This is a genomic window from Lysinibacillus sp. CTST325 (assembly GCF_054665055.1).
In genome coordinates this window covers 83,323-106,222 of record NZ_BAAFHO010000002.1, presented here as the reverse complement: position 1 = coordinate 106,222, position 22,900 = coordinate 83,323, and the positions used below count along the sequence as shown (strand labels likewise).

Below are 22,900 nucleotides of genomic sequence, written 5' to 3'. Positions count from 1 at the left end.
TTCTCCTTTTCATGTTTGCTTTTAATTGAATAATCAAAAACCACTTTCACCATAAATACCATCAAGCTTCCATTCCTCATTAAAGCGTACATACGTAAACTCCATCTGCTGTTTGTTGTCCATAACAACAATTACCTTGCTTTTCCAAGGGAAGGTTGCCGCATGTATCTTTCCATTTCTGACCTCATTAATTTGGTCTGACAAAGAAAATAATGTAGATGGCGTAACACTATTTTCTATCAAATATTGCGAACGGTCAGGGCTGTCTTCCAATTCCTTCATTACTTGTACATGAAAGGAAATCACTCTTTTGTTAGTATCATACATACAAATCACTAGCGAAGCAATGCATAAAACGACTAGACTCCCCAATAAAATGACATTCTTTTTCTTTAACCCTAGATAAAATCCCCATTTATCTTCCTTTTTGTATAAATAATAATAGATGCCTATACATAATGGCCAAATAAAAAGAACTTGCCACATTAGTACCACCCAAAAGATATCACCAAAAGACACTAAATATCGAATCATATTATGATTTAAAAGCCAAAAGGGCCAAAGTCCAACGCCAAGCTGAATTTTCCTGGGAAAGGCTTTTAAAATAGATAAGTATGAATGGTAAAGATAGAATAAAAGCTAACGCATTGTCCATTATTGCAATTATCAAAGCTTTACTCACTCCCCAGTATCCATTTTTTGAGAAAATGACATCATACAAATAATTTGCACTTCACCAAAACGTGTGGTTGATTTCCGTTCCGCCCGGGCGCTTTTATCGCTGACGCTTCGCTTTCGCGCAGAGCAGAGCTTCCTGGGGCGTCCGATGAGCCGCTTCACTCGCGATGCTCGCTCCAGGGTCTCGGGCCAACACGATGTTGGTCACGAAGGCGTTATCACAGGACGTGATGGTTTTAGCCTTCGTTCCTCTATCGCTATTCCCCAAGGAGTCGCCCAGTCTCCACTTCAATTATCTAATATACAGGGCATACTTTTTTAAAAATGTCATCCACAACTTTTGGTGATGAGCCAAATAATTACAATAATTGTACCTTAAACCATATTTAAAAAACAGCCTATAATTGATAATTAAAAAAGCTAGACATACTAAAATTTATAGAATGTCTAGCCTGTTATCATTGATGCTCTTCCAATATTTCCATACTCTCTATATCCGCAATTCTTACTATATTTTCACCTTCTATGTTTAAATCTTGGTTATATTTAACTTCTACATAATCCCCAGGTGACAATGTTTTAGGAGGATCGATTAATGGGAACCACATTCCATTACCATGTTTTTCAACAATTTCATCTGTTGTTAATTTACCAATACTCGATGCATCAGCATAAGAAACAACTAAAAACTCATGTTCCTTGATCGCTACGACAAGCCCACGTTTTGAACGACTTCCCTTTTCTTTCACTGGAATATCATATTTTTCACGTAGGTATGCTATTTCTTGACTATAATGTTCCTCAAAATAGTTCAATGCATCTTTTTTCACTAGGAAAAATAGCATCAATCTTTCTTCAACTTTGTATTGATTTTTTTCCTGTTCTAATAATGAATTGATAGTAGCAAATTGATAAGTCATTGGTTTAGTATATTGTTCGATATATTCTTCTCTTGTAAGATTCATCTTTTGCAATTGCTCAGTGAATTTTGCATTGTTTTCATTTATACTCAATTCAATCCATGTTTCAAGCTCTTTATCAACTTGTTCTTGAGTAGGTACTATTCCCTTTGATCGTGCGTAAGCATATAAAGCTTCCCCCTGTAAATAGGATTCGAATTCCAGCTTTTCATCAGACGATAATTTCGGATCCTTTACCTGGGGATCTATTTCCAAAGAGAATTTTAATAACTTTTCATCTAAAACAGTTGGTATACTTGCTGATTGCTCCTGACTTCCGCTGAATTGGGTATACAGAAATATTCCAATACAAACTGTTAAAATAACAGACATTACACTATATTGCCAACGCCAAGATCTTTTTTTCATCTCACGCCGTTCTAAATGCTGTACAACATTGCTCATAACACGCTTTTTGCTTTCGGTTAAATCATTTAATACCCTCACATCGACTTTACTCATGTAGCAGGACCTCCCATTCAATATGCTGTAGCTTTGGCTTTAATAGCTCTCGTCCACGACGTAGCCTTGTTTTCACCGTACTCTCCGGAATACTTAAAAGCTCGGCAATTTCAATGACAGGCATTTCCTCAAAATAATAATAAATAAGAACCTCACGCTGTTTCAATGGTAATGCTAAGATTGCATTTTCAATTAAGGTTTGTTCATCCTGCTGCACTAGCATGTCCCTTTTTGTGACAGCCTGCTTGGCAAAAATCTTCTGTTGAACTTGTATTTTACGGTATGTCCAGCTGCGTACATAGTCTTTACTTTTGTTAATGACGAGCCTCGATAAATAGGCCCTTAATTCTCCTCTTTCCTCATAGTTTTGTTGATTGTCGTAAAATTTAATAAATACATCTTGAACGATATCTTCAGCACTTTGTAAATCTTTGACGTAATAAAAGGCAAGTCGGATGAGCCTTTCTGTATGCTGCTGCATTATTTCTTCGAGTTCTTGAATTTCGAGCAACATCTCTCCCCCTCTCTGCCCTATAAACGGTGCTCACGATCATGAGGTTTGCTTTTTGTCTATTTTTTTAAATAAAATCTGGATAAACTCCGAATTCACTTATTCTAATTTTTATCAGAGAAAGGAGCAATGACCGCTTTTTTATTTGAAGAAAGCACAATATTTGTTGATGGCGTTCCATAAGGCATGGCCTCATCTATAAACTGCTCTAATGTTTCCACTGAATTGGTTGCAATTTTTACAATATAACTAATTTCACCCGCGACACGATAGCATTCAAGGACATCGGGATGTGCATTACAAAAATTGGATAAACTTTTACAATCAATTGATTTAAATAAAATAATGGCTTGAATGTCGCGATTCAACTTTTTTAAATTTACTTTTGCACTATAAGCTTCAATAACCCCTTGTTCTTCTAACTTTTTAACACGCTCAATAACTGCTGGGGATGATAAATGAACTGTAGCCGCTAATTCTTTCATCGATATTTTTGCATTTCGCTGCAATTGCTGTAATATTTCTGTATCTATTTGATCCATATGTATCCACCTTTTTTAATTAATTAGATTCAATAAAATTCCTTTTATAATAAAGCAATTCATCTAAATAACATTATACAGATTCTGTCATTGAATATCTTTATTCATTACAATTAAACATATAAAGGAGGCATTAACAACGTGAAAAAAATATTATTACTATTAGCAAATGGTTTCGAGGCTGTTGAAGCGAGTGTTTTTACAGATGTACTTGGCTGGAATAAATGGGAGGGCGACGGCACAACAGAAGTCGTGACCGTAGGATTGCATAATCAATTACAATGTACATGGAATTTTAACGTAACACCCGAAAAGTTGCTTCATGAAATTTCATTTGAGGAGTTTGATGCACTTGCGATTCCTGGAGGCTTTGAGGAAGCTGGATTTTATGATGATGCCTTTAGCGAGAAGTTCCAGGCGGTTGTTCGTCATTTCGATGAACACAAAAAACCGATTGCAACGGTTTGTGTAGCTTCCCTAATTTTAGGTCATAGCGGAGTACTACATAATCGAAAGGCAACTACTTATAATCATCCAACAAGTAAACGACTGGCACAGCTACAATCCTATGGTGCAGACATCGTTAACGAACGAATTGTTCAAACTGGACATATTATTACATCATCAAATCCTGGCACTGCATTCGACGTTGCCTTTAGCTTACTAGAAATGCTGACATCTGAGGGAAATACAAAAAAGGTTAAGGATTTAATGGGGTTTAAGTAGTTAATGAAGCTGTCTCAAGCGTTAAGTTGAGACAGCTTTTTCGTCTATGCATTTTTGGATATTAATTTATATAAATTCGAACCTAGTTCTTTACTTCTTGTTACCAATGAAATTGTTCTGGATCTTCCAAAATTATTAATAGGTAAGGCAAAAAGTTGAAGATGACCGATATTTTTAGCCATAAGCTCTGGTACAATCGTAATTCCCATTCCAGAACTTACAGCGCCAAAGATAAAATCCCCAAAGTTCATCTCACTTATAATATTAGGTGTGTAGCCAAGTCTTTGTATTTGTTCTACTATCTCCTTCCTTGAATCACAAGGAGCTTGATGAACAATAAGCGGCTCCTCACACAATTCTTCAAGATCGATTGCTGTTCTTAAATTAAAACGATGATTCAACGGAAACACAGCATAGTAAGCCTCTGTAAACAACTCGCAACTCCACAAAGATTCTCCCGAATATTTTGCATCCACTAAGACTGCATCAAGTCTACCTTTTTGTAATGATTGCAACAGTTCATTTGAAGTATTTTGAATCATTAATGTTATAGGTCGATCTAGTTGCTTAAGTTCATTCATTTTGTTTGGCAAATAGTAAGTAGCTAAGCTAGGTAAACCACCAATAGCAATAGGGTTGCCCTGGCTAAATTGCTGCAATTCTTCACGAATAGCTGTTAATTCAGTCAAAACTGGTGTAATTCGAGTGTAAAAACGTTCGCCAGCTTCTGTTAATTCAATACCAATGGATGTCCTATGAAATAGCTCGATGCCAAGATTATTCTCTAAGTTTCGTATATGTTTACTTAGTGCAGGTTGGGAAAGATTCGTGATTTGAGCAGCTTTCGAAAAACTTTTCTGATTGGCTGCAGCAATAAAACTATGTAACCATTCTATATTCATTGTATTCCTCCATACCTTATAACGATTCGTTATACCCTTATAAAATAGTGATTGTTCCATATTAATGGTTTTTTAGTAATCTATTAAATATAAAAGGTGCTTCGATTATAACATAACGTTATAGGTCATCAATAATTAGCATCTTTAATTTTATGGAGGTTCAATATATGAAAAATGTTTTATTATTATCATTCGGCATGTTTGCCTTGGGCTTTGATGCCTATGTGATCGCAGGGCTTCTCCCAGGAATTAGCGATACATATCAAAAAAGCACATCACAAGTCGGTCAGGCAGTGAGCATATTTACTTTGTTTTACGCAATATCTGCGCCGTTATTTTCTTCTTTACTTGCAGGAAAACCAATAAAAAAAATCTTAATAGGGTCAATGCTTATCTTTACGCTAGCAAATAGCATCACAGCTTTAGCACCAACTTTTTCTATTCTTCTACTATCAAGAGCAATCGCGGGGACAGGGGCTGGTTTATTTTCTCCATTAGCTATTGCAGCGTCTTCAAAGTTCGTTTCTAGTGAAAAGAGAGGGCGAGCTCTAGGGTTGACTATTGGAGGAATGAGTATGGGTACAGTGCTTGGGGTACCTTTAGGTATTTATATATCCAACCTATTTGATTGGAAATTAACACTTTGGCTATTAGTTATGATCGGTGTAATTTCTATTTTATGTATGTATATTTTTCTTCCCAATTTCCCAGCAACACCTCCTCCTGCACTAAACGAACGATTAAAGATGTTTCTAGAAAAAAGAGTAACTATAACTGTATGCATAACATTTTTCGCCAGTGTTGCTAGCCTTGGATTGTACACATATCTATCTACCCTATTAGAAGACATGACAGGCTCCGGTAACATAACAATATATCTTTGGGCATGGGGATTCGGTGGCTTATTTGGAAGTATAATGATTGGATACATAATCGACTATTTGGGGAAACCAAAAACTTTAGTTACAATCATATTATTCACTTTAACATTATCCATTATTTGTATACCATTAATGATTAACTTACCGATATTAAAATACTTACCTTTCTTTGTATGGGGAGCAATGGGTTGGGCATGCCAAGCACCTCAACAACATATTTTACTCTCCTATCAGCCGAACAACGGGAGTTCTGCAGTAGCATTAAACAGTTCTGTAAATTATTTAGGCAGTGCAATCGGTGCAAGCTTAGGTGGAATTGTACTGTCCTTACAGATTGGAACCATAACATTGATTTATTTCGCGGTTACCTCAATGTCATTCGCTATTTGTTTACAGTTCTATAGTTTGAAGAACAAATTTAGCATTTAAACCTATTTAATAAGTGCGGTTCTAACTGTTGATTTGATGATACTATTCGTCATTTTGATGGTTAGAATGGCTACTTTGACGGGGTTATCCTTTTTTTAGGGTGGCACTTTCCGTCGTTTTGGTGGTTCCTTCCGTCGCTCTGACAATTCTTTCCGTCACTCCGGCGGAACCTTCGGTCGTTGGAGATTCTTTCCGTCGCTTTGGCCGTTCTTTCCGTCGTTTCGATGGTTCCTTCCGTCGCTCTGGCGATTCTTTCCGTCACTCCGGCGGAACCTTCCGTCGTTGGAGATTCTTTCCGTCGCTTTGGCCGTTCTTTCCGTCGTTTCGATGGATCCTTCCGTCGCTCTGACGATTCTTTCCGTCACTCCGGCGGAACCTTCCGTCGTTGGAGATTCTTTCCGTCGCTTTGGCCGTTCTTTCCGCAACTTTGACGATCCTATCCACGATTTCGGAGGTTCTATCCACGATTTTGAAGATTCTATCCACCACTTTGACGATTCTATCCATCATTTCGGGGTTCTATCCGCAACTTTGACAATCCTATCTACGATTCCGGAGATTCTATCCACGATTTTCACGATCCTATCCACGATTCCGAAGGTTCTATCCGTCACTAAGAGTTATACGATATATTGCAACCATTATCAAGGGCAATGGCATTTGAAAAGGCTGCTCTTCAATTTGTAACTATTTGTAATTTAGTCCGTCTAATTGGCAATAGAATAAACTTTTGGGAGGCAGTCTAATGAAAAAATTTTTGTTTCTAATTTTATTGGTAAGTCTGTTTTGGGTTTCCGCTTGTACAAATGGAAAAACGCAATCATTAGAAGCCTTTTATAAGGCTGCAAAAATTGAAAGTATCGATAAAGTGGTTATCCAAGATGGTTCAACTGGTGCTTCGAAAACGATAATTAAGCATGAACAAATCGATGAATTCATTTCTCTGATTAAAGATATAAAATTTACTCCGCAAGACAATCAAGAAAGACGTGTTGGATGGAGATATGGTATTACTCTTTTTGATAATAAAAGAGAATTTAAATTCACACTAAGTGAAATTGATAACACCTACTATGATTCAAACCCAGATATTTATCCTATTATAGAGAACTATTACAAACAGTTGGAAATTGTAGAAGAGTAAAGCTTTTAATAACTAATGACTTCTTTACGAATGTGGTCGTTGTTTTTATGCATTTCGAAAGTTCTATCCGTCACTTCGATCAATTTCTATACTGACCATTTCATTTTGACAGAAGTGGATTTAAAAAACCGACTTCCAAGGAAATCGGTTTCTATACTAAGTGCAACTGGATACGGATGTTTCGGCACCCTCGCTTTAATCCTCATTCATCTCACCATCTATAGAGGTTGGTGACTTCTATAACTGTCGTTTCAAATTCGCTACAATTAACGATTCACTGAAAAAAGTTAAACATTACTGACAATAATTTCGCCAGTTGTTGCGTCAATATAGCGGATAGGTGACCTAGTATGTCGATCACAAGCTTGATAGACAAGGTGATAGGACTCTATTTCGTTATCATAATTTTTGTCCCAAACTAATTGAAAATCAACATTTTCTACAAATCGACGATACGCTTCTTCCAAAGAAATAGCTGGTCCTGTTGGAACTTGGCTAAGCTCAATCAAATCAAAGTTTGGTCCAGCATAATTATCAATCTGACCAGTCATACGATTAACAACTACGGCAACCATATTATGAATAGGTATTCCTTGGCTATTATAGACCTGGAATATAAATGATTCTCTTTGTGACGTAATATCCTCTTCCTCATCTTCTCGAATTAATCGTTGAAGATAAGGATAGTAATCAGGAATTATTTTCAGTAAAAATTCTATTGCTTTTGTATAACATTCTTCCTGACTAAGCTGTAGATTTCCTGAGCGTTCATACATCCATACAAAGCTTCGTATTTTACCAGTTTTCTTTGAAATAATAGCTTTTACTGTATCTTCTGAACGCATTTTAAAAAAGCTGTTTATCGATAAATCTTTCTCTCTCATCTCCCAATCCCGCTTACGCCATACAAGCCCTATCTCTGGTCCCCTGTCAACTTCTCGAATAAGCTCCAGTTCATCTGTTATGCCAATGATTTCTTCTTTCGTAAATTCATTTGCAAATAAGTTAGCTGGAAAAGGAGGAAGAGCAGCATAACTTTCAGGCTCATTTTCATCATGAATACTCGTTAATGTTGGTTCTAAAGAATCTGCTTTAAAGTTTAAGAATGAATCTACTTGATACACGAGATGGAGTCCATCTTTTTTCACATTATAAACATCACGAGATATTTTTGTAATTACTAGTTGTAACGCCAATTCATTTCGCACATGTTCCATTAGAGCTTCCTTTGAAACTAGCCTTGAAGGAATTTCAGGACTCGTTTTCACTCCGTCATATCTAAATCCAACAATATTTCCCAAAGCATCGACATCTATAAAACAACCAGCATGTTCCAGCGGTAAATCCATGACATATTGTTCAAAATAAAAACGATCCACTCTAGATAGTTCTTTAGCTTTTGAAAACGTTAAATCTTCCAGAGCAGATGGATAATGACTAAGTAAAAATTGTTCGGCACATCTTCTTTTTTCATCAATAGATAAAGAATCTACTTCAGAAACAGAATTATTTTCTTCAATTGATAAGTATATGAGGTTTCCAGTGCAGTCTAACTCAAGAGTCATACTTTCATCTTGTTGTTCATTTGCCCATGAAAACATCACTTTTTCGTCTTCAGAATACTCTTCTATGATTAGTTTATAGTGACTTGGTAATGGAACAATTGATAAAGCCCGTTCTTTTAGTTTATCTTTTTGCAAATCAAAGCCCCCCCATTTACAATTATTATGTATAGACAAAAACCGATCTCCTAAGAGATCGGTTTTTTTGTTAAATGATTACTGAGCAGCTTTCGCGCGAAGAACCATTTGTAGGATACCGCCGTGACGGTAGTAGTCTACTTCTACTTCTGAGTCGAAACGAGCTAAAGCTTGGAAAGTTTTAACTGAACCGTCTTCAGATTTAGCAGTAACTGTTAAGATTTCACGTGGTTTCACGTTGTCAGTAATGTTAACAGAGATTTCTTCTTTACCAGTTAAGCCTAAAGTATCAGCTGATTCACCTGGCATGAATTGAAGTGGAAGAACACCCATCATTACTAGGTTAGAACGGTGGATACGCTCGTAAGATTGTGCGATAACTGTTTTGATACCAAGTAAGTTAGTACCTTTAGCAGCCCAGTCACGAGAAGAACCCATACCGTAGTCGTTACCAGCAAGTACTACTAAGCCAGTACCTTGCTCTTGGTATTTCATACATGCGTCATAGATGTACTCTACTTCACCTGTTGGCCAGTAAGTAGTGAAACCACCTTCTGTACCAGGAGCAACTTGGTTACGGATACGGATGTTTGCAAATGTACCACGCATCATAACTTCGTGGTTACCACGACGAGAACCGTATGAGTTGAAGTCACGGATTGCAACACCGTTTTCGATTAAATATTTACCTGCAGGTGTTTCTTTACCGATTGCACCAGCTGGAGAAATATGGTCAGTTGTAATTGAGTCACCGAACTTCGCCATAATGCGTAAGCCTTCTAAGCCTTTGATAGCTTCTGGCTCTTTCGCAAGACCTTGGAAGAATGGTGGGTTTTGGATGTAAGTTGATTTGTCATCAAATGTGTATAGAGACTCAGTTGATGTTTCAATTGCATTCCATTTTTCGTTCGCTGTGAATACAGTTTCGTATTCTTTTTGGAATAATTCACGGTTAACTACAGTACCTAATACTGCGTTAACTTCTTCAGTTGTAGGCCAGATATCAGCGAAGAATACTTCGTTGCCATCTTTGTCTTTACCGAATGAATCTTTTTGTAAGTCAACATCCACAGTACCAGCAAGTGCATAAGCAACAACAAGTGGTGGTGAAGCTAAGTAGTTAGCTTTTACAAGTGGGTGTACACGACCTTCGAAGTTACGGTTACCAGAAAGAACTGAAGTTACGAATAAGTCGTTCTCTTTGATAGCGTCTTCGATTTCAGGAAGTAATGGACCTGAGTTACCGATACATGTTGTACAACCGTAACCTACAGTGTTGAAACCGATTTGGTCAAGGTAAGTTTGTAAACCTGAATCTTCAAGGTAACCAGTTACTACTTTAGAACCTGGTGCTAAAGAAGTTTTTACCCATTTAGGCACAGTTAGACCTTTTTCTACAGCTTTTTTCGCAACTAAGCCCGCAGCGATTAATACGTATGGGTTAGATGTATTTGTACAAGAAGTGATTGCAGCGATTGCTACAGCACCTGTTGGGATTTCTACATCACCTTCAGCGAATTTAGCTACAGAAGTTTTTGCGAATTCATCTTCAGTTAAACCGAAACCTTGTGTACCTTGTGGTGCCACTACTGCTTCTTTGTAACGAGTACGCATTTGAGATAGTGGAATTAAGTCTTGTGGACGTTTTGGACCAGAAAGGTTTGGCTCGATTTCAGCTAAGTTTACTTCTAATACGTCAGTGTAAACTGGCTCTAAAGTTGGATCGAAGAACATGTGGTTAGACTTTAAGTAAGATTCTACAACCGCGATGTGCTCTTCGTCACGACCAGTTAAACGCATGTAGTTTAATGATTCTTCGTCAATTGCGAAGAAACCACATGTAGCACCATATTCAGGAGCCATGTTAGAGATTGTCGCACGGTCAGCTAGTGGTAATTTTGTTACGCCAGGTCCGAAGAACTCAACGAATTTACCAACTACGCCACGTTGACGTAATACTTGAGTTACTTTTAATGCTAAGTCAGTAGCAGTAGTTCCGTTTGGAAGATCGCCAACTAATTTAACACCGATAACTTCTGGGATTGGGAAGTATGAAGGTTGACCAAGCATACCTGCTTCAGCTTCGATACCACCAACGCCCCATCCAAGAACGCCGATACCGTTGATCATTGTTGTATGTGAGTCAGTACCTACTACTGAATCTGGGAAAGTTTCGAATGTACCGTCAGCATTTTCGTTTACGTGTACAACTGGAGCTAAATACTCTAAGTTTACTTGGTGAACGATACCAGTTGCTGGTGGTACAGCACGGAAGTTATCGTAAGCAGTTTGAGCCCATTTTAAGAAGTTATAACGCTCAGCGTTACGTTCGAATTCAAGGTCCATGTTTGCTGCTAATGCAGATGCATTACCGTATTTGTCAACTTGTACTGAGTGGTCAATTACAAGGTCAACTGGAATAGCAGGGTTGATTTTGCTTGGGTCGCCGCCCATTTCTTTCATAGCAGAACGTAGAGAAGCAAGGTCAACTACTACTGGTACACCAGTGAAGTCTTGTAATACAACGCGAGAAGGTTTGAATGGTACTTCTGCTTCTGGATCTGCACCGTTACCCCATTTTGCTAATTCGTTTACGTGCTCTTCTTTGATAACATATGCATCATATTGACGTAAAACTGATTCTAATAATACTTTGATTGAGTAAGGAAGGTTTGAAACTTTTGCAACGCCTGCTTTTTCAATCGCAGCTAAGTCATAGTAATTATAAGTTTTACCATTAACTTCGAATGATGCGCGGCTGTTGTGTAGATTACCTTGTGCCATTTGCGGATCCCCCTAAATATCTTTTTGAAAAGGCTATATAAATTTTTAAAGCATCTTTTCTCCAATACCCATGATAGCTCATTTATATTCATAAGTAAATTACATTAATATTATCTTTTTCGATAAGTAATCCTTATGACCTTGATATCTAACCTAATGTTTTTAATTTTTTGATGTGCATAATATCAAGGTTTTGCAAATTGGAGGTTTTTATACCCTTCTATTTAAGTGTATTTAAATGTATTTAACTGGGGCACTTTTTGGGGCACTCGTAGCTTTTTTTAAAATGGTGCCCCACCTATAATATCGAATATAATTTATAACAATCGTTCGGACAGGTATGTTTTATAGTAGAAATCTTAACAAAGACAATAGTTTACAACAACTTGTATTTTTATCATATTAAAAAAATTCAAAAAAGTCACTCATTTTATAAGTAAGAATGTAATGACTTTTCATGTACGAAACGCGGAGGAAGAGACAAAAAGAGAGGGATTAGCAATCTTAAGATTGCTGTTGTGGTGGCTCAGGACCGCAATGGATAAGTCATCGCTCAAAAAGCTGGGACGGGTCGGGTACGAGCTGAAGAAATTGACACGGTTATCGGAAGCTATATTGACCCGTCTTCTTTGCTATGCACGGACACAGCCACGAACTACAAGAAATTCGCTCTTATCAAAGCTCTGAAACACGAACCTATCAATTTAAGCAAAGAAGGATATGTTAAAAAAGGCATCTACCATCTTCAAAACGTCAACAACTATCACAAGCGATTAAAAGGCTGGATGGATAGGTTTCAAAGAGTAGCCACCAAATACTTGGACAATTACCTTTATTGGTTCAACTTTCTTCAGCAAAACAAGAAGATGGCGGAAAAAGAACAGATAAATCAAATGCTACTCAGTGCCTGCCAGAATCCAAATCGTATTACGGTGGATTTTTTGCGTGAGGTATAAAAAACAGCCATTCCATTACGAAACGGCTGTATTCGTTATTCAATAAAAGCACCCGTTAATTGAATAACGATTGTATTTTTATAGCTAATTCTTTTGGTTTAACGTCAATAGAAGATAACTGGTTTATATCTACCCACATCGGTAGATATGTTCCACGTTGTCTTTTCTTATCTGTGTACTCTTCACCTTTCCCTGTGCCGAAATCGCCATCCATTATCTCAGCAAGAAAAAAGTATTGAGTTCCATTAAATTCGATTGTTGCAATGCACTTACCAACTTTAACCGTAACACCTAATTCCTCTAACGCTTCTCTTTTAGCTCCTTCTTCAGGTGTCTCTCCATCTTCTATTCCTCCACCAGGAAACACATAATAAACTGAACCTTCTCGAACCCTCTTAATCAGTCCTACCTTTTTATCTTTAATCAAAACTACTGAACCTCGATTTCGCAAATGTATTCCCCCATTTTATATAAACCTTTATTCCACAATCCTGCAGGTTGCTGAATAAGCTACTGTATATATAATGCCATAAAAAGTAAATTAACCTTGTCTTATTTAAAAGCAACAATCTTTACGAAAAGAGCCTTATCAAAAGAAAATCCTTTAAACGATACTCTTCTTAACAATCCAGAAAATAAGTAATAAGATCTTGGCTAATAGCTGATCTTAACTATTATACAGCTACACTATTAACAACTTGTGCAAGTTTTGCATCTTAGAGGAACCCAATCTGATAAACAAGTATATAGAAGACTCTATTTTGAAAAAAATATCAAAATAGAGTCTTTTTAGGATATATATTCAGTTTTTAATTACTTTGGTAAGACTTTTTGCAAATCAGAAACACCGGGAACAATTGGTCGTCGTAGAAATCATAGATTCTTTCAAATAGCCTTTTACCAACTGATATCGTCTACCTGGTTTTCAAGTTCCGATATTTCGACATTTAAATTATTTATTTCTTCTTTAATTTCTTCTAGTGTTTCTCCGCTTAAGCTATAGCCTTTATAATATGCAGTCATGTAATCAACGTCTTCAAGCCGGCGAAGTCTTTCTCTTAATTGGCCTAGGAGATTAAGTTGGTGTTCATATTGTAATTCATTCATTATGGATTATACCTCCTTATAAACTTACTTTTTATGCAAGTGCATTAGGAATTGGAAGTTGTGGACCTTTTCCTTCTCTAGCAAGGACCCAATCATCGTTGTCCCACATTTCTGTTTTTCTACGGCCTCGATTGTAATCCCAGAGGGAATCCACTTCCATTTCAATAATCGTTCTGTTCGCTCCTAAGGTAACCCAGTTATAGCTACCGTTGCTATGACCAAATTTAACCCACCGGACAGGAAACTGCTTAATTTTTCCATCCCCATCAATAAACTGACGCTCTTGATTATCAATTCTTATAAAAGACGATTGCTCAGCATAACTGAGATTGGTCTTTAAAAAAATCTCTATAGCTATTTCTTTTGCACGTTCTGGGGATAAGGGCTTTCCTTCAGGAGTGGCAGTAAGGTTTTTTAAACTAATCATTGTTTCTCCTTCAAACACAGCAATAATTCTTGGTCCATTTAAAATAAATTCCCCGTTTTTTTGAAATCGTAAAATAGTCACTTTTTTACGATTTCTTGTTTCCTTTCGCTGCTCCACTAATCGATAATGGGAAGGAATACTTGTGAATTGTTGAATTGTTTCTTCTTTATTCATAAAAAGGACTCCTTACTTATTTGCTAATTTGTTAATAGATTCAATAAAATACTTTCTTTCTTTTTGCGAAAATGAAGACAGAAAGTCATTGTTTACTTCTTCAATACTTTCCATAATTGTTGGATACAACTTTTCCCCTTCTTTAGTTAAAGATAATAGAAAACCTCTTCGATCATTAGGATTTTCTTTTTTTAAAATAATATTCAGATCAATCAATTTTTTAATTGCCCTTGTTACGTTACTAGGATTTACTCCTGTAAGCTGCACTATTTTTTCTTGGGGAAGATCACCAAATTCAAATAATTTAACAATATAATAATAAAGACTTGAACTTAAATGGTACGGAATGAGTTTATGGTCTAATTTTTTTATATAGGATTGACGTAAAACTTGTAACCATTTAAGTAAGTCCTTCTCATTTATTTCTGACATAAAAATCACTCCTAATTTTTAAAAATATATTTGCTTGCGCAAACAAATAATATCGCATACAATCATTATTGTCAATTAAGTTCTATAAGATTTAGGGGTTTTTTCATGAAAACAAATAAAAAGTATGGATGTTACTAGCCTATATATCGCTACATTTATAACTGCTGTAGATCATATTCACCAATTGATAACGTTTTATTGTTTTGATTAGTTATTCTTTCATAATTCTCTCCCCCCTAAAACAGAACATTCGCTTGTTCAATCACAGAACCAATGTTCTGTTTTTAGCAATAAAAAAATGACCAGGCTCACAAAAATTGTGATTAGCTGGTCATTGTCTGTTGGTTATAATGTACGTTTCACTACTAAAATCAGCAATCCTAAAGCTTCGCCATCAGTCATAGATCCTACTTTTTCGCTATGGTCTACTTTTAAAATTCCTTTTTAGTAAGTTGTTTTTAACAATACTTTTAAATCCTCATTAGCAGTTGTTGTTAGTGAGTTTGCCATCTTTGTTTCCTCCTTTGGTTGTGTTGGTGTTGTAGTACTCCGTTTTTAATATCATTTTTAAATTGCGCTTCTGAAATTCCCATGCTTTGTAAATACGAATATGGATCTACATGAGTAGTGCCACCTAAATTGTTTGTAATCCATCGATGTGACTTGATACCATTACCACTTCCATCTAAAACAATTGGAATACCAGCATCTTTAGCAAGTTTTCTTAACAGCCAAATATAGGCCGCGTAATCTTTTTTAAATTGATTCTTGTCGTTTGTATGCGCTAATTCTACCTGAGCATAACTAAGTGGATTACCTTTAGGACCACAGCCGTACTGTACTTTATTGACTGGTGCAACTTGTACAATTTTGCCTCGCCAAGTGTACCATCTTCATTACGTTGTTTATATTCAATCACTCTTCAGCCCCCGATATTAAGCGTGTTTTGTGATTAACCTTGGCATCTGGTCGTGTAGTAGACAGTTTCAACACGATATTTTCTTTCGGCTCTGTTGTTTCATTATAAATTGTATCTTCGACTATGTTATCGTCGTATGACATTGGTGCTGTATCTTCTGGTGTGCCTCCTTAGATAAGTGATTGATTTGATTGATTATTTCGAACAAAGGTAACTCTTTGTTGTCCTTGTTTAGCAGTATACATACGCAAAACCAAATTTGCGGAATTAAAAGTATCAGGAGGATTGGTAAACAAAGAAGAATAAGGCTCTTCGTAAAGATAATGCGTAAATACAAACAAAACCAGCAAAACACCTTTTCGGTATCATACTAGTTTTGTTGAAGTACATCTTAAATTGTAGTTAGTTCAATGTAATTGCAAATTCCGAGTTCGGCGCGCCAGCAAATACAACCGTTCCGCTTTTCGGCAGTTTTACTTTGTTATTGCCGCTCACAACGGTAAAATTGACACATACTCCTTGCTCATCATATACCGCGAACGAACTCTTCGATGGCAACGCCACGGTCATCGTCTTCCCTGCTGCCGCTTGCGGGATTGTAAACCATTTCGCATGCCCATTTGCTTGTAGTGTAACTTTGGATGATTGGCTTACATCCAGCGGTTTTACGTTGGATTCACTTACGTATAAATATCCGGACATCTCCATATATTCATCGTCGCCTTCTGTATAGAAACGGGCTTCCGACGTATCACGGCCACCCATCACAGGTATTTGGAGCTGATGCATCGCCGTGTTAGGGCCTGTAATTTTTCTGCTTCCCCAATAGCCCTCCATGCCTTCCTTGCTATTAATTTGTTGGGTAGGGATCATTAGATATTGCATTGAACTAAATTTCTCGCTCACAAGATAGAAATTGACGCCTTCCCGCTTTGCCCATGCGGCAGTGGCTTCCTTCGATAGCTCATTATCTTCTAGTTTCTCGGCTACATATTGAGTAATCACTGCTTGCCCTAAGCCTGGCATCGATATAATTGTGCTCTCCCTCAAATATGTTCGTCTATTCTTCTCTGTTACGAAGTTGAACTTGGAGGTACCATCCGCATTAATAAAGCTTCCATTCGCAGTATATACATATTTTTCTTCTGGATTAGATGGTAAGATCAGTTCTCCATTCTTCGTAATTTCTATTTTGAATTGACTAAAACTATTGCCGTAAAAACCCGCTTTCTTTGCTACGTCTTGAGGCATCTTGGCCTTGACCGGCTTGCCAAAGGATTTGTTCGGCTTGATATCCTTAATTGTGCCCTTCTCTTTAAGCGCAGCAAGCAGTATTTCAGTCGCCATCAGTTCATTTGTAGTGCTGCTACCGCCAGAGGACAACACAGCCACTGCCATCTTCTGTTCAGGAAGTACGACCAGTGAAGCATGTTGCAGTGCCGTGTCGCCGCCTTTAGCCAAGCCCTTTATCCCATATTCACTGAATGGATATAGTTTCACACTATCCCAGCCAAGACCATAGTTGACAATATTCTCTCCATCATCCGGCCACATTCCTTTTTTATATTCCTCTTGCTCCATCGCCTTGATAGCCTTATCAGAAAGGATTCCTTTTTCCTGTCCCATAAATATTTGTGAGAATCGTACCATATCTTCTGCTGTGGAAGAGATCCCTCCTGTACCAATCACATTCACCGATTCAGTAGGAAGCTGCCCTTGGAACGTTGGAAAATAAAGTCCAGCTCGCTTATCGTCTTCCCATTTGTCCTGCGGCGTTTTCGTATGATTTAGCTTTAAGGGCTTTGTAAATCGTTGATGTATAAATTCGGTAAAGCTCATACCGCTGACTCTTTCCACCATAATCTCGGCTAGCGTAAAGCCGTCGTTGCAGTATACCGAGAACGCGCCAGGGTCCGCCTTCAAGCTCTGGTTGGACAATTGCTGCAATAAGTTATCATGGGCATAGGTATCATTATCATTAAATAAAAATGAATTACTAAGCGTACTACCTTGCAAGCCGGAGGAGTGGTTCAACAGCATACGTGGCGTAATGCTTTTGTAACGCTCGTCTTTCATCTTGAAATCAGGAATATAGTGGACGACAGGAGCATCCAAATCGACTTTTCCTTCGTCGACTAATTTCATTACAGCCGCCGTTGCATACATTTTACTAACTGAACCAATCCCGTATAGGGTATCTTTGGTCAGCGGCTGTTTCCCTTTCATATCGTTCTTGCCTGTCTGACCCGACAAAATAAGTTTCCCATTATCAATTAGCGCATACTGCACGCTAGTTGTCTCATACGAGTTCGTTAGTAGCGCAGCCTTCTCTGCAGCAATCTTCTTCAGTTCTTGGCTTGCTACTTCTTGGCTAGCTACAACCGTAGTCTGACTGTTAGAAAACGCCATCGCCCCTGTTGGTAGGCTCATCGTTAACGCTAATGTAGCAGCTAACACCGCAGATAGTTTATTTTTCATAAAAGAAATGCCTCCTCCTTGATTTCTAGATATACACTTCCTAAAACAATAATTAATCCCACCACAAATAAATTTTTTTTGTTCACTTTAATACCTTGATTACTCCCTTCCATAAGAAATATTTTCCATAAATAGAATATCAAAGTTTTATTTACTCGTAAATACAGTGATAGACTGATACCATATCAGGCTAAAGACTTATGGCTGATTAGGACAAAGTAAATTAAAAAGACCAGCTCGGCTAAATTAGCTTTGCTGGTCATCTTGTATTATGCAGCTACAACATTTGCAACTTGCGCAAGTTTAGCTGTTTTTATTTTATTAGATTCTTCTTTGGCTGCCTCAGCACCAGTATATGTACCGGTTTTAACTCACCATAGCTTTCCGTCTGACTCGAATGATCGAGCGGATTTAGAACGTCTATTCCGCAGATGGGAATTTGAACGGCGATGTTCATTGCTTCCCTCGATTTTCGGACAGGAATATTTAAAATAGTAGGAACGTAAGCAAATGAATCAAATTACATTATACAATGATATGTAAAAAAGCCACGTTATTGCGGCTTTTTCAATACTCTTTCCTAAATTTGTTTCCTTAAAAGGTTTCAGTTAGTAAAAATTTTATTAAGGGGAATGATATCGAATAGTTGCTGATACGCCGTTTGCAAACGATCCACCAGAAGTTGTTATTTCTACAGACAAAAGAGTACAACTATTTACTGAGTAATTTGACGTTGTAGTTATACAACAATTTGGTGAAGTAGATGTACTAGGTCCTGTAATAGTTGCTATAATACCCGTAGCTATAGGGGCAGTAAAGCCACAATTTGTACTTAAATATATTTGCGCAGATGCAGTATCTCCAGCAATTAAATTATGATCTCGTATATTAAGAGTTAAACTTGTTATAACTGCATTTTGAGGAACTACAAATGTATTTTTAATGAAAGAAGCTGAGGAACTCCCAATCCCAAGAAAGTCGTTGTTTGCAACTGATTGATTTGAACTTAGATAAACTTCCATTAGTCCTGGACCATTCGAACCTGTTGGACCAGTAGAGCCCGTTGCCCCTGTTATTCCTTGAAGCCCTGTTGGACCTGTTGCTCCCGTTACTCCCTGAAGTCCAGTTGCTCCTGTTACTCCTGTTATTCCTTGAAGCCCTGTTGGACCTGTTGATCCCGTTACTCCCTGAAGTCCAGTTGCTCCTGTTACTCCTGTTACTCCTGTTACTCCTGTTGTTCCTGTCGTTCCCGTTACTCCCTGAAGTCCAATTGCACCTGTTGCTCCTGTTATTCCTTGAAGCCCAATTAAACCTGTTGCTCCTGTCGTTCCCGTTACTCCCTGAAGTCCAGTTGCACCTGTTGCTCCTGTTGTTCCTGTTGTCCCTGTTATTCCTTGAAGTCCTGTCGCTCCAGTTGTTCCTGTTGCGCCTATTCTCCCCTCTATTATTTGCAGTCCAGTTGCTCCCGTTTCTCCGTTTAACCCACTTTGAAAGTTATTAATTTTCATAGGATCACCTCCTCCCCTATTTCATAATATTTTTATTAGAAATATTGAAATAGACGTATCACTAGGTTATATGACCTAAAAATAGATAAATGTAATCCTATATAATAATTAATTTTATTTTACACTAGCTTCGGTATACGGTGTTTCATCCAGCATACCAACAACGAATCTAGCTAATAGCTAATACAGCTTTCTGGACAGGAATATTTGAGGATGGTGATTATGAACTTAAAGAACGTTTAAGGTAGTAAATCATTAGTCGACAATGGAACTCTACCGTATCTGTAATAGTTGGTATAGTAGCTTCTGTTTATGGATGTTCTGTGGTTGGTATTGTTCAACAATTGCAACTTATCTTCTTACAGCAGGAGCTAAAGCATTTTACTTTAAACATGAGTTTTACTACTTAAATGGCGCACCTTATTACTTATGCTAAGGCATAATCGATTTCTATTTCACAGGCAATTCACTATACAAATATAGCTATCACATCATAATAATAGTAAGGTAAAGCTAATTTAGCTTTACACTTCCCAACTATTTACTAAGGGTCACTACTATCCCAAGTGACCCTTTTTTGTCTTATCCCACAAAAATATATTTTTTAATGTCTATAACTGAATAGTTTAACACCCCACTCCTTCTCTACAGACTTACATATTATAGATAATAGAAAGGAGGGATATTTCATGGGATACTACGGAAACGTTGGTGGTATAAATAATGGGTGCTACTATGGTGGCGGATATGGTAATGGTTCAACATTTGCCTTAATTGTAGTTCTATTTATACTTCTAATTATTATCGGCGCAACTTTCATGAATAGAGAGTATTAATATTTTCGATTTAGGGGTCGCCTCCAGTCTGGTGACCTTTTTATAGTTTCTTTCCTCAAAGCATTCAGTATTGGAAAGTATCCTTTAATGCACTTAAAGCCATTAGAATATCTTCTTCAAAAGGTGTACACTTAGCCAAATCGAGATAAAATTCTTCCGTCTCTTTCACATAACGTTTTCGGAACTTTTCATTAGCAACCAAAGCACATAACAGGTTGTGAAGTCTATCTGCTAATTTCACCATTTTGGCAATTGGATTATTTCTAATGTTTTGGATATATAATTCCATTTTATAGCCCTTGCTTTTAGTTAAGATTTTCACAGCAGTTAGAACATCTTTTCCTCCATAAAAGAAAATTTCTTGTTCGCTTGCGTCTGTATCTTCTAATAAATCGTGAAAAAGGGCTGTTATGACATATTTAGCATCTAAAAAGCCTTTTTCCTCTAAAATACTTGCTACTTCAACAGGATGACTGATATAAGGTTTTCCACCAATTCTTATTTGTCCTTCGTGTTTTTCTTTCGCAAATAATAAACTACTAATTATCATTTCACTTCTCCTTTCAACATCTCTTTGCTGAACAACAGTAAAATGCGATGCTTTTATTCAAGCACCGCACTCATAAATTGATTAAAAAATTATTTTGCTTCCATTACTGCAAAGTAATTGTTTTCATTATCCGCAAAATTAAATACTCTACCTGAAGGCATATTTACAATTTCTCCGACAATAACGTTTTTGTTTAATTAGTCATTATATAATTTATCGATATCTTCCGAGAAAAACATCAAAGAAGGTGTACCAAGATTCATTTCAGGCTGCATTTTAGCAATTAATACCTTATTGTGGAGAATAATTCTTGTCTCCGCTTCTTTAGTTGGAGCAATTTCAATCCATTTCATTCCTTGACCGTTATCTTCCTCTGAAATTACACTAAACCCTACTTTTTCTGTCCAAAAATCTCTTGCTTCATTTTGGTTATTAACATACAACATGATTTGACCGACTTTATTAATCATTGATTTTTACACTCCATAAAATGCCTTACTTTACTTACCTAAAAACTTTTTCTATTATTTCAACGACTGCACCTGCTCATTCAGACGATCCCATGTTTCTGTGATGCCTTGTAGCATGCCCATATCCAAAACGGTCTTAAGAGCCTCTGCAGAAACATATTCTGCACGGTTTATCAACTTAGTCTTTCCACTCAAATCAACGAATTCCAATGTAATCTCGGTCGATGGCATAGAGTCATTCGAATTACCTTCAGCATCCGAAAAATAATCAGTATAGCTAATCTTCTCAGGCTCATTAATCCCCTTATAAATCCCTTTTCCCCACGATTCCATACCAAAAAAGTCACCTAAGTTTTTATCGACGCATTTCATACAGTAGTGCCAAACGCCTCCCGGACGGAAATCAACGGTGCAAACTGGAATTTCCCATCCTCTCGGCCCCCACCAACGTTTCAGATGTTCTGGCTTTTTAAACATCTCGAATAATAAATCTCGTGGGGCATCGAAAACGCGCTCTAGTATAAGAACGCGATCGTTTTCTACTCTTGATACCATTGAATTGTTTGACATTGCAATTCCTCCTTGATGATGAAATGGTTTTATGATTTTTCATTTTTCTGCAATTCCTTCAAATATTCATCTAAATTATCGAATCTTTCTTGCATGACACTCTGGAAGGACTGTATCCAAGAATCCAGCGCTTGGAATGGCTCGGGCCGGAGCTTGTAGATTCGACGGTTAGCTTCAGCCTGCATTTCCACAATCCCGTTGTCGCTAAGTACTTTTAGATGCTTGGAAGTTTGAGGTTGCCTCAATCCAAGTTGGTCGGCAATCTCACACACGGTTAGAGGACCCTGGCGCAGGAGTTCGACGATATTCATACGATTTGGTTCAGACAAAGCGCTCAACGTCGTTATGTTTACTCCTGGAACTTTCCCTGACATGTCACTCACCTCGTAAAATGATGGTCGCCGGTAAATTATCATCTACATCAGCGCAGGTTTTATGATCCTGTTAATTGTAATATAACTCAACAGGAATATTCCCATCAAGGAATATTGAAAGAAGTAGCCCACTCCAACATTAAAGCAAAAATATTGTTTCTAATATGGTTATACTTGAAGACCCATTAGCAATATAGCTAATGACAGACTATCCATTCCTAATTATTTTTATATACAACCCTAGTTATATTTCCTAAAATGGAAATACCGAGGGAGTATTTTCAAATAAAGTAACTATTTTACATAAGTATTACTTTCTCCGTACGGTGTAGAAATAGTAGAGGTTTTCAAGGGGCCTGGAACATGCTCAAAATTCTCTAC

At 37.2% G+C, this 22,900-nt stretch carries 25 protein-coding genes and 2 pseudogenes; 9 read left to right on the top strand and 18 right to left on the bottom strand.

Features of this window, described 5'->3' with window-relative positions:
- Nucleotides 1-33: 33 nt before the first annotated feature.
- Nucleotides 34-486: a hypothetical protein gene (locus ACYQ73_RS05945; protein WP_460011626.1), complete on the bottom strand. Its 453-nt coding sequence runs from the start codon at nt 484-486 to the stop codon at nt 34-36.
- Between the two features lie 340 nt (nt 487-826).
- Here ACYQ73_RS05945 and ACYQ73_RS05940 point away from each other — a divergent pair, with 340 nt between their 5' ends.
- Complete coding sequence (locus ACYQ73_RS05940; RefSeq protein ID WP_460011625.1) at nt 827-1,000, top strand: hypothetical protein; 174 nt, start codon at nt 827-829, stop codon at nt 998-1,000.
- Between the two features lie 136 nt (nt 1,001-1,136).
- On the opposite strand, the gene ACYQ73_RS05935 is transcribed toward ACYQ73_RS05940, so the two are convergent.
- The 3 genes from ACYQ73_RS05935 to ACYQ73_RS05925 form a co-directional block, all read right to left on the bottom strand.
- Entirely contained in the window at nt 1,137-2,099 is a 963-nt protein-coding gene (locus tag ACYQ73_RS05935) for a DUF3221 domain-containing protein (RefSeq protein WP_460011624.1), read from the bottom strand.
- Nucleotides 2,092-2,613, bottom strand: coding sequence for a sigma-70 family RNA polymerase sigma factor (locus ACYQ73_RS05930; protein WP_460011623.1), 522 nt, complete (start codon nt 2,611-2,613; stop codon nt 2,092-2,094). Before ACYQ73_RS05930 ends, ACYQ73_RS05935 begins: the two co-directional genes overlap by 8 nt.
- Before the next feature lie 101 nt (nt 2,614-2,714).
- Entirely contained in the window at nt 2,715-3,152 is a 438-nt protein-coding gene (locus tag ACYQ73_RS05925; protein ID WP_460011622.1) for an Lrp/AsnC family transcriptional regulator, read from the bottom strand.
- A gap of 141 nt (nt 3,153-3,293) precedes the next feature.
- Here ACYQ73_RS05925 and ACYQ73_RS05920 point away from each other — a divergent pair, with 141 nt between their 5' ends.
- Nucleotides 3,294-3,878 carry a DJ-1/PfpI family protein gene (locus tag ACYQ73_RS05920; RefSeq protein ID WP_460011621.1) on the top strand — a complete coding sequence of 195 codons (585 nt, stop codon included), beginning with the start codon at nt 3,294-3,296 and terminating at the stop codon, nt 3,876-3,878.
- Between the two features lie 44 nt (nt 3,879-3,922).
- Here ACYQ73_RS05920 and ACYQ73_RS05915 read toward each other — a convergent pair whose 3' ends face one another.
- Nucleotides 3,923-4,780: a LysR family transcriptional regulator gene (locus tag ACYQ73_RS05915; RefSeq protein WP_460011620.1), complete on the bottom strand. Its 858-nt coding sequence runs from the start codon at nt 4,778-4,780 to the stop codon at nt 3,923-3,925.
- 167 nt (nt 4,781-4,947) lie between these two features.
- Between ACYQ73_RS05915 and ACYQ73_RS05910 the strand changes: the two genes are divergently transcribed.
- From ACYQ73_RS05910 to ACYQ73_RS05895, 4 genes are all read left to right on the top strand, one after another.
- Nucleotides 4,948-6,090 (top strand): MFS transporter, encoded by a 1,143-nt coding sequence (locus ACYQ73_RS05910; RefSeq protein WP_460011619.1) that lies wholly within the window; start codon nt 4,948-4,950, stop codon nt 6,088-6,090.
- A 100-nt stretch (nt 6,091-6,190) separates the two neighbouring features.
- Nucleotides 6,191-6,439: a hypothetical protein gene (locus tag ACYQ73_RS05905; RefSeq protein ID WP_460011618.1), complete on the top strand. Its 249-nt coding sequence runs from the start codon at nt 6,191-6,193 to the stop codon at nt 6,437-6,439.
- Entirely contained in the window at nt 6,373-6,777 is a 405-nt protein-coding gene (locus ACYQ73_RS05900; protein WP_460011617.1) for a hypothetical protein, read from the top strand. Before ACYQ73_RS05905 ends, ACYQ73_RS05900 begins: the two co-directional genes overlap by 67 nt.
- Before the next feature lie 58 nt (nt 6,778-6,835).
- Nucleotides 6,836-7,234 (top strand): hypothetical protein, encoded by a 399-nt coding sequence (locus ACYQ73_RS05895; RefSeq protein ID WP_460011616.1) that lies wholly within the window; start codon nt 6,836-6,838, stop codon nt 7,232-7,234.
- Between the two features lie 287 nt (nt 7,235-7,521).
- Here the strand turns inward: ACYQ73_RS05895 and ACYQ73_RS05890 are convergent, their stop codons facing one another.
- Nucleotides 7,522-8,934: a YcdB/YcdC domain-containing protein gene (locus tag ACYQ73_RS05890; RefSeq protein WP_460011615.1), complete on the bottom strand. Its 1,413-nt coding sequence runs from the start codon at nt 8,932-8,934 to the stop codon at nt 7,522-7,524.
- Nucleotides 8,935-9,012: 78 nt separating this feature from the next.
- Nucleotides 9,013-11,718, bottom strand: a complete 2,706-nt coding sequence (gene acnA / locus ACYQ73_RS05885; RefSeq protein ID WP_460011614.1) for an aconitate hydratase AcnA — start codon at nt 11,716-11,718, stop codon at nt 9,013-9,015.
- Between the two features lie 464 nt (nt 11,719-12,182).
- Between acnA and ACYQ73_RS05880 the strand changes: the two are divergent.
- A pseudogene (locus ACYQ73_RS05880) lies at nt 12,183-12,674 on the top strand (IS1595 family transposase); the annotation flags it as partial.
- Between the two features lie 55 nt (nt 12,675-12,729).
- On the opposite strand, the gene ACYQ73_RS05875 reads toward ACYQ73_RS05880, so the two are convergent.
- The 6 genes from ACYQ73_RS05875 to ACYQ73_RS05850 form a co-directional block, all read right to left on the bottom strand.
- On the bottom strand, nt 12,730-13,125 hold the full coding sequence (locus tag ACYQ73_RS05875) for an NUDIX hydrolase (RefSeq protein ID WP_460011613.1): 396 nt from the start codon (nt 13,123-13,125) through the stop codon (nt 12,730-12,732).
- 446 nt (nt 13,126-13,571) lie between these two features.
- Entirely contained in the window at nt 13,572-13,781 is a 210-nt protein-coding gene (locus tag ACYQ73_RS05870; RefSeq protein ID WP_460011612.1) for a hypothetical protein, read from the bottom strand.
- 31 nt (nt 13,782-13,812) lie between these two features.
- Nucleotides 13,813-14,382: a hypothetical protein gene (locus ACYQ73_RS05865; protein ID WP_460011611.1), complete on the bottom strand. Its 570-nt coding sequence runs from the start codon at nt 14,380-14,382 to the stop codon at nt 13,813-13,815.
- A 12-nt stretch (nt 14,383-14,394) separates the two neighbouring features.
- Nucleotides 14,395-14,814: a MarR family winged helix-turn-helix transcriptional regulator gene (locus ACYQ73_RS05860; protein WP_460011610.1), complete on the bottom strand. Its 420-nt coding sequence runs from the start codon at nt 14,812-14,814 to the stop codon at nt 14,395-14,397.
- Nucleotides 14,815-15,729: 915 nt separating this feature from the next.
- Nucleotides 15,730-15,876, bottom strand: a complete 147-nt coding sequence (locus ACYQ73_RS05855; RefSeq protein ID WP_460011609.1) for a hypothetical protein — start codon at nt 15,874-15,876, stop codon at nt 15,730-15,732.
- Nucleotides 15,877-16,135: 259 nt separating this feature from the next.
- Nucleotides 16,136-18,211, bottom strand: a complete 2,076-nt coding sequence (locus ACYQ73_RS05850; protein WP_460011608.1) for a serine hydrolase domain-containing protein — start codon at nt 18,209-18,211, stop codon at nt 16,136-16,138.
- 264 nt (nt 18,212-18,475) lie between these two features.
- Here ACYQ73_RS05850 and ACYQ73_RS05845 point away from each other — a divergent pair, with 264 nt between their 5' ends.
- A complete protein-coding gene (locus ACYQ73_RS05845) occupies nt 18,476-18,706 on the top strand; it encodes a hypothetical protein (RefSeq protein ID WP_460011607.1) in 231 nt (76 codons plus the stop codon).
- Between the two features lie 128 nt (nt 18,707-18,834).
- On the opposite strand, the gene ACYQ73_RS05840 is transcribed toward ACYQ73_RS05845, so the two are convergent.
- Nucleotides 18,835-19,719, bottom strand: coding sequence for a BclA C-terminal domain-containing protein (locus ACYQ73_RS05840; RefSeq protein WP_460011606.1), 885 nt, complete (start codon nt 19,717-19,719; stop codon nt 18,835-18,837).
- Between the two features lie 689 nt (nt 19,720-20,408).
- Here ACYQ73_RS05840 and ACYQ73_RS05835 point away from each other — a divergent pair.
- Nucleotides 20,409-20,555: a YjcZ family sporulation protein gene (locus ACYQ73_RS05835; protein ID WP_387096582.1), complete on the top strand. Its 147-nt coding sequence runs from the start codon at nt 20,409-20,411 to the stop codon at nt 20,553-20,555.
- Between the two features lie 64 nt (nt 20,556-20,619).
- On the opposite strand, the gene ACYQ73_RS05830 is transcribed toward ACYQ73_RS05835, so the two are convergent.
- The 4 genes and pseudogenes from ACYQ73_RS05830 to ACYQ73_RS05815 form a co-directional block, all read right to left on the bottom strand.
- On the bottom strand, nt 20,620-21,105 hold the full coding sequence (locus tag ACYQ73_RS05830; protein WP_460011605.1) for an HD domain-containing protein: 486 nt from the start codon (nt 21,103-21,105) through the stop codon (nt 20,620-20,622).
- 89 nt (nt 21,106-21,194) lie between these two features.
- Nucleotides 21,195-21,575: pseudogene (locus ACYQ73_RS05825) on the bottom strand (VOC family protein).
- A 54-nt stretch (nt 21,576-21,629) separates the two neighbouring features.
- Entirely contained in the window at nt 21,630-22,145 is a 516-nt protein-coding gene (locus tag ACYQ73_RS05820; protein ID WP_460011604.1) for an SRPBCC domain-containing protein, read from the bottom strand.
- A 29-nt stretch (nt 22,146-22,174) separates the two neighbouring features.
- Nucleotides 22,175-22,519, bottom strand: a complete 345-nt coding sequence (locus ACYQ73_RS05815; protein ID WP_460011603.1) for an ArsR/SmtB family transcription factor — start codon at nt 22,517-22,519, stop codon at nt 22,175-22,177.
- Between the last annotated feature and the right edge of the window lie 381 nt (nt 22,520-22,900).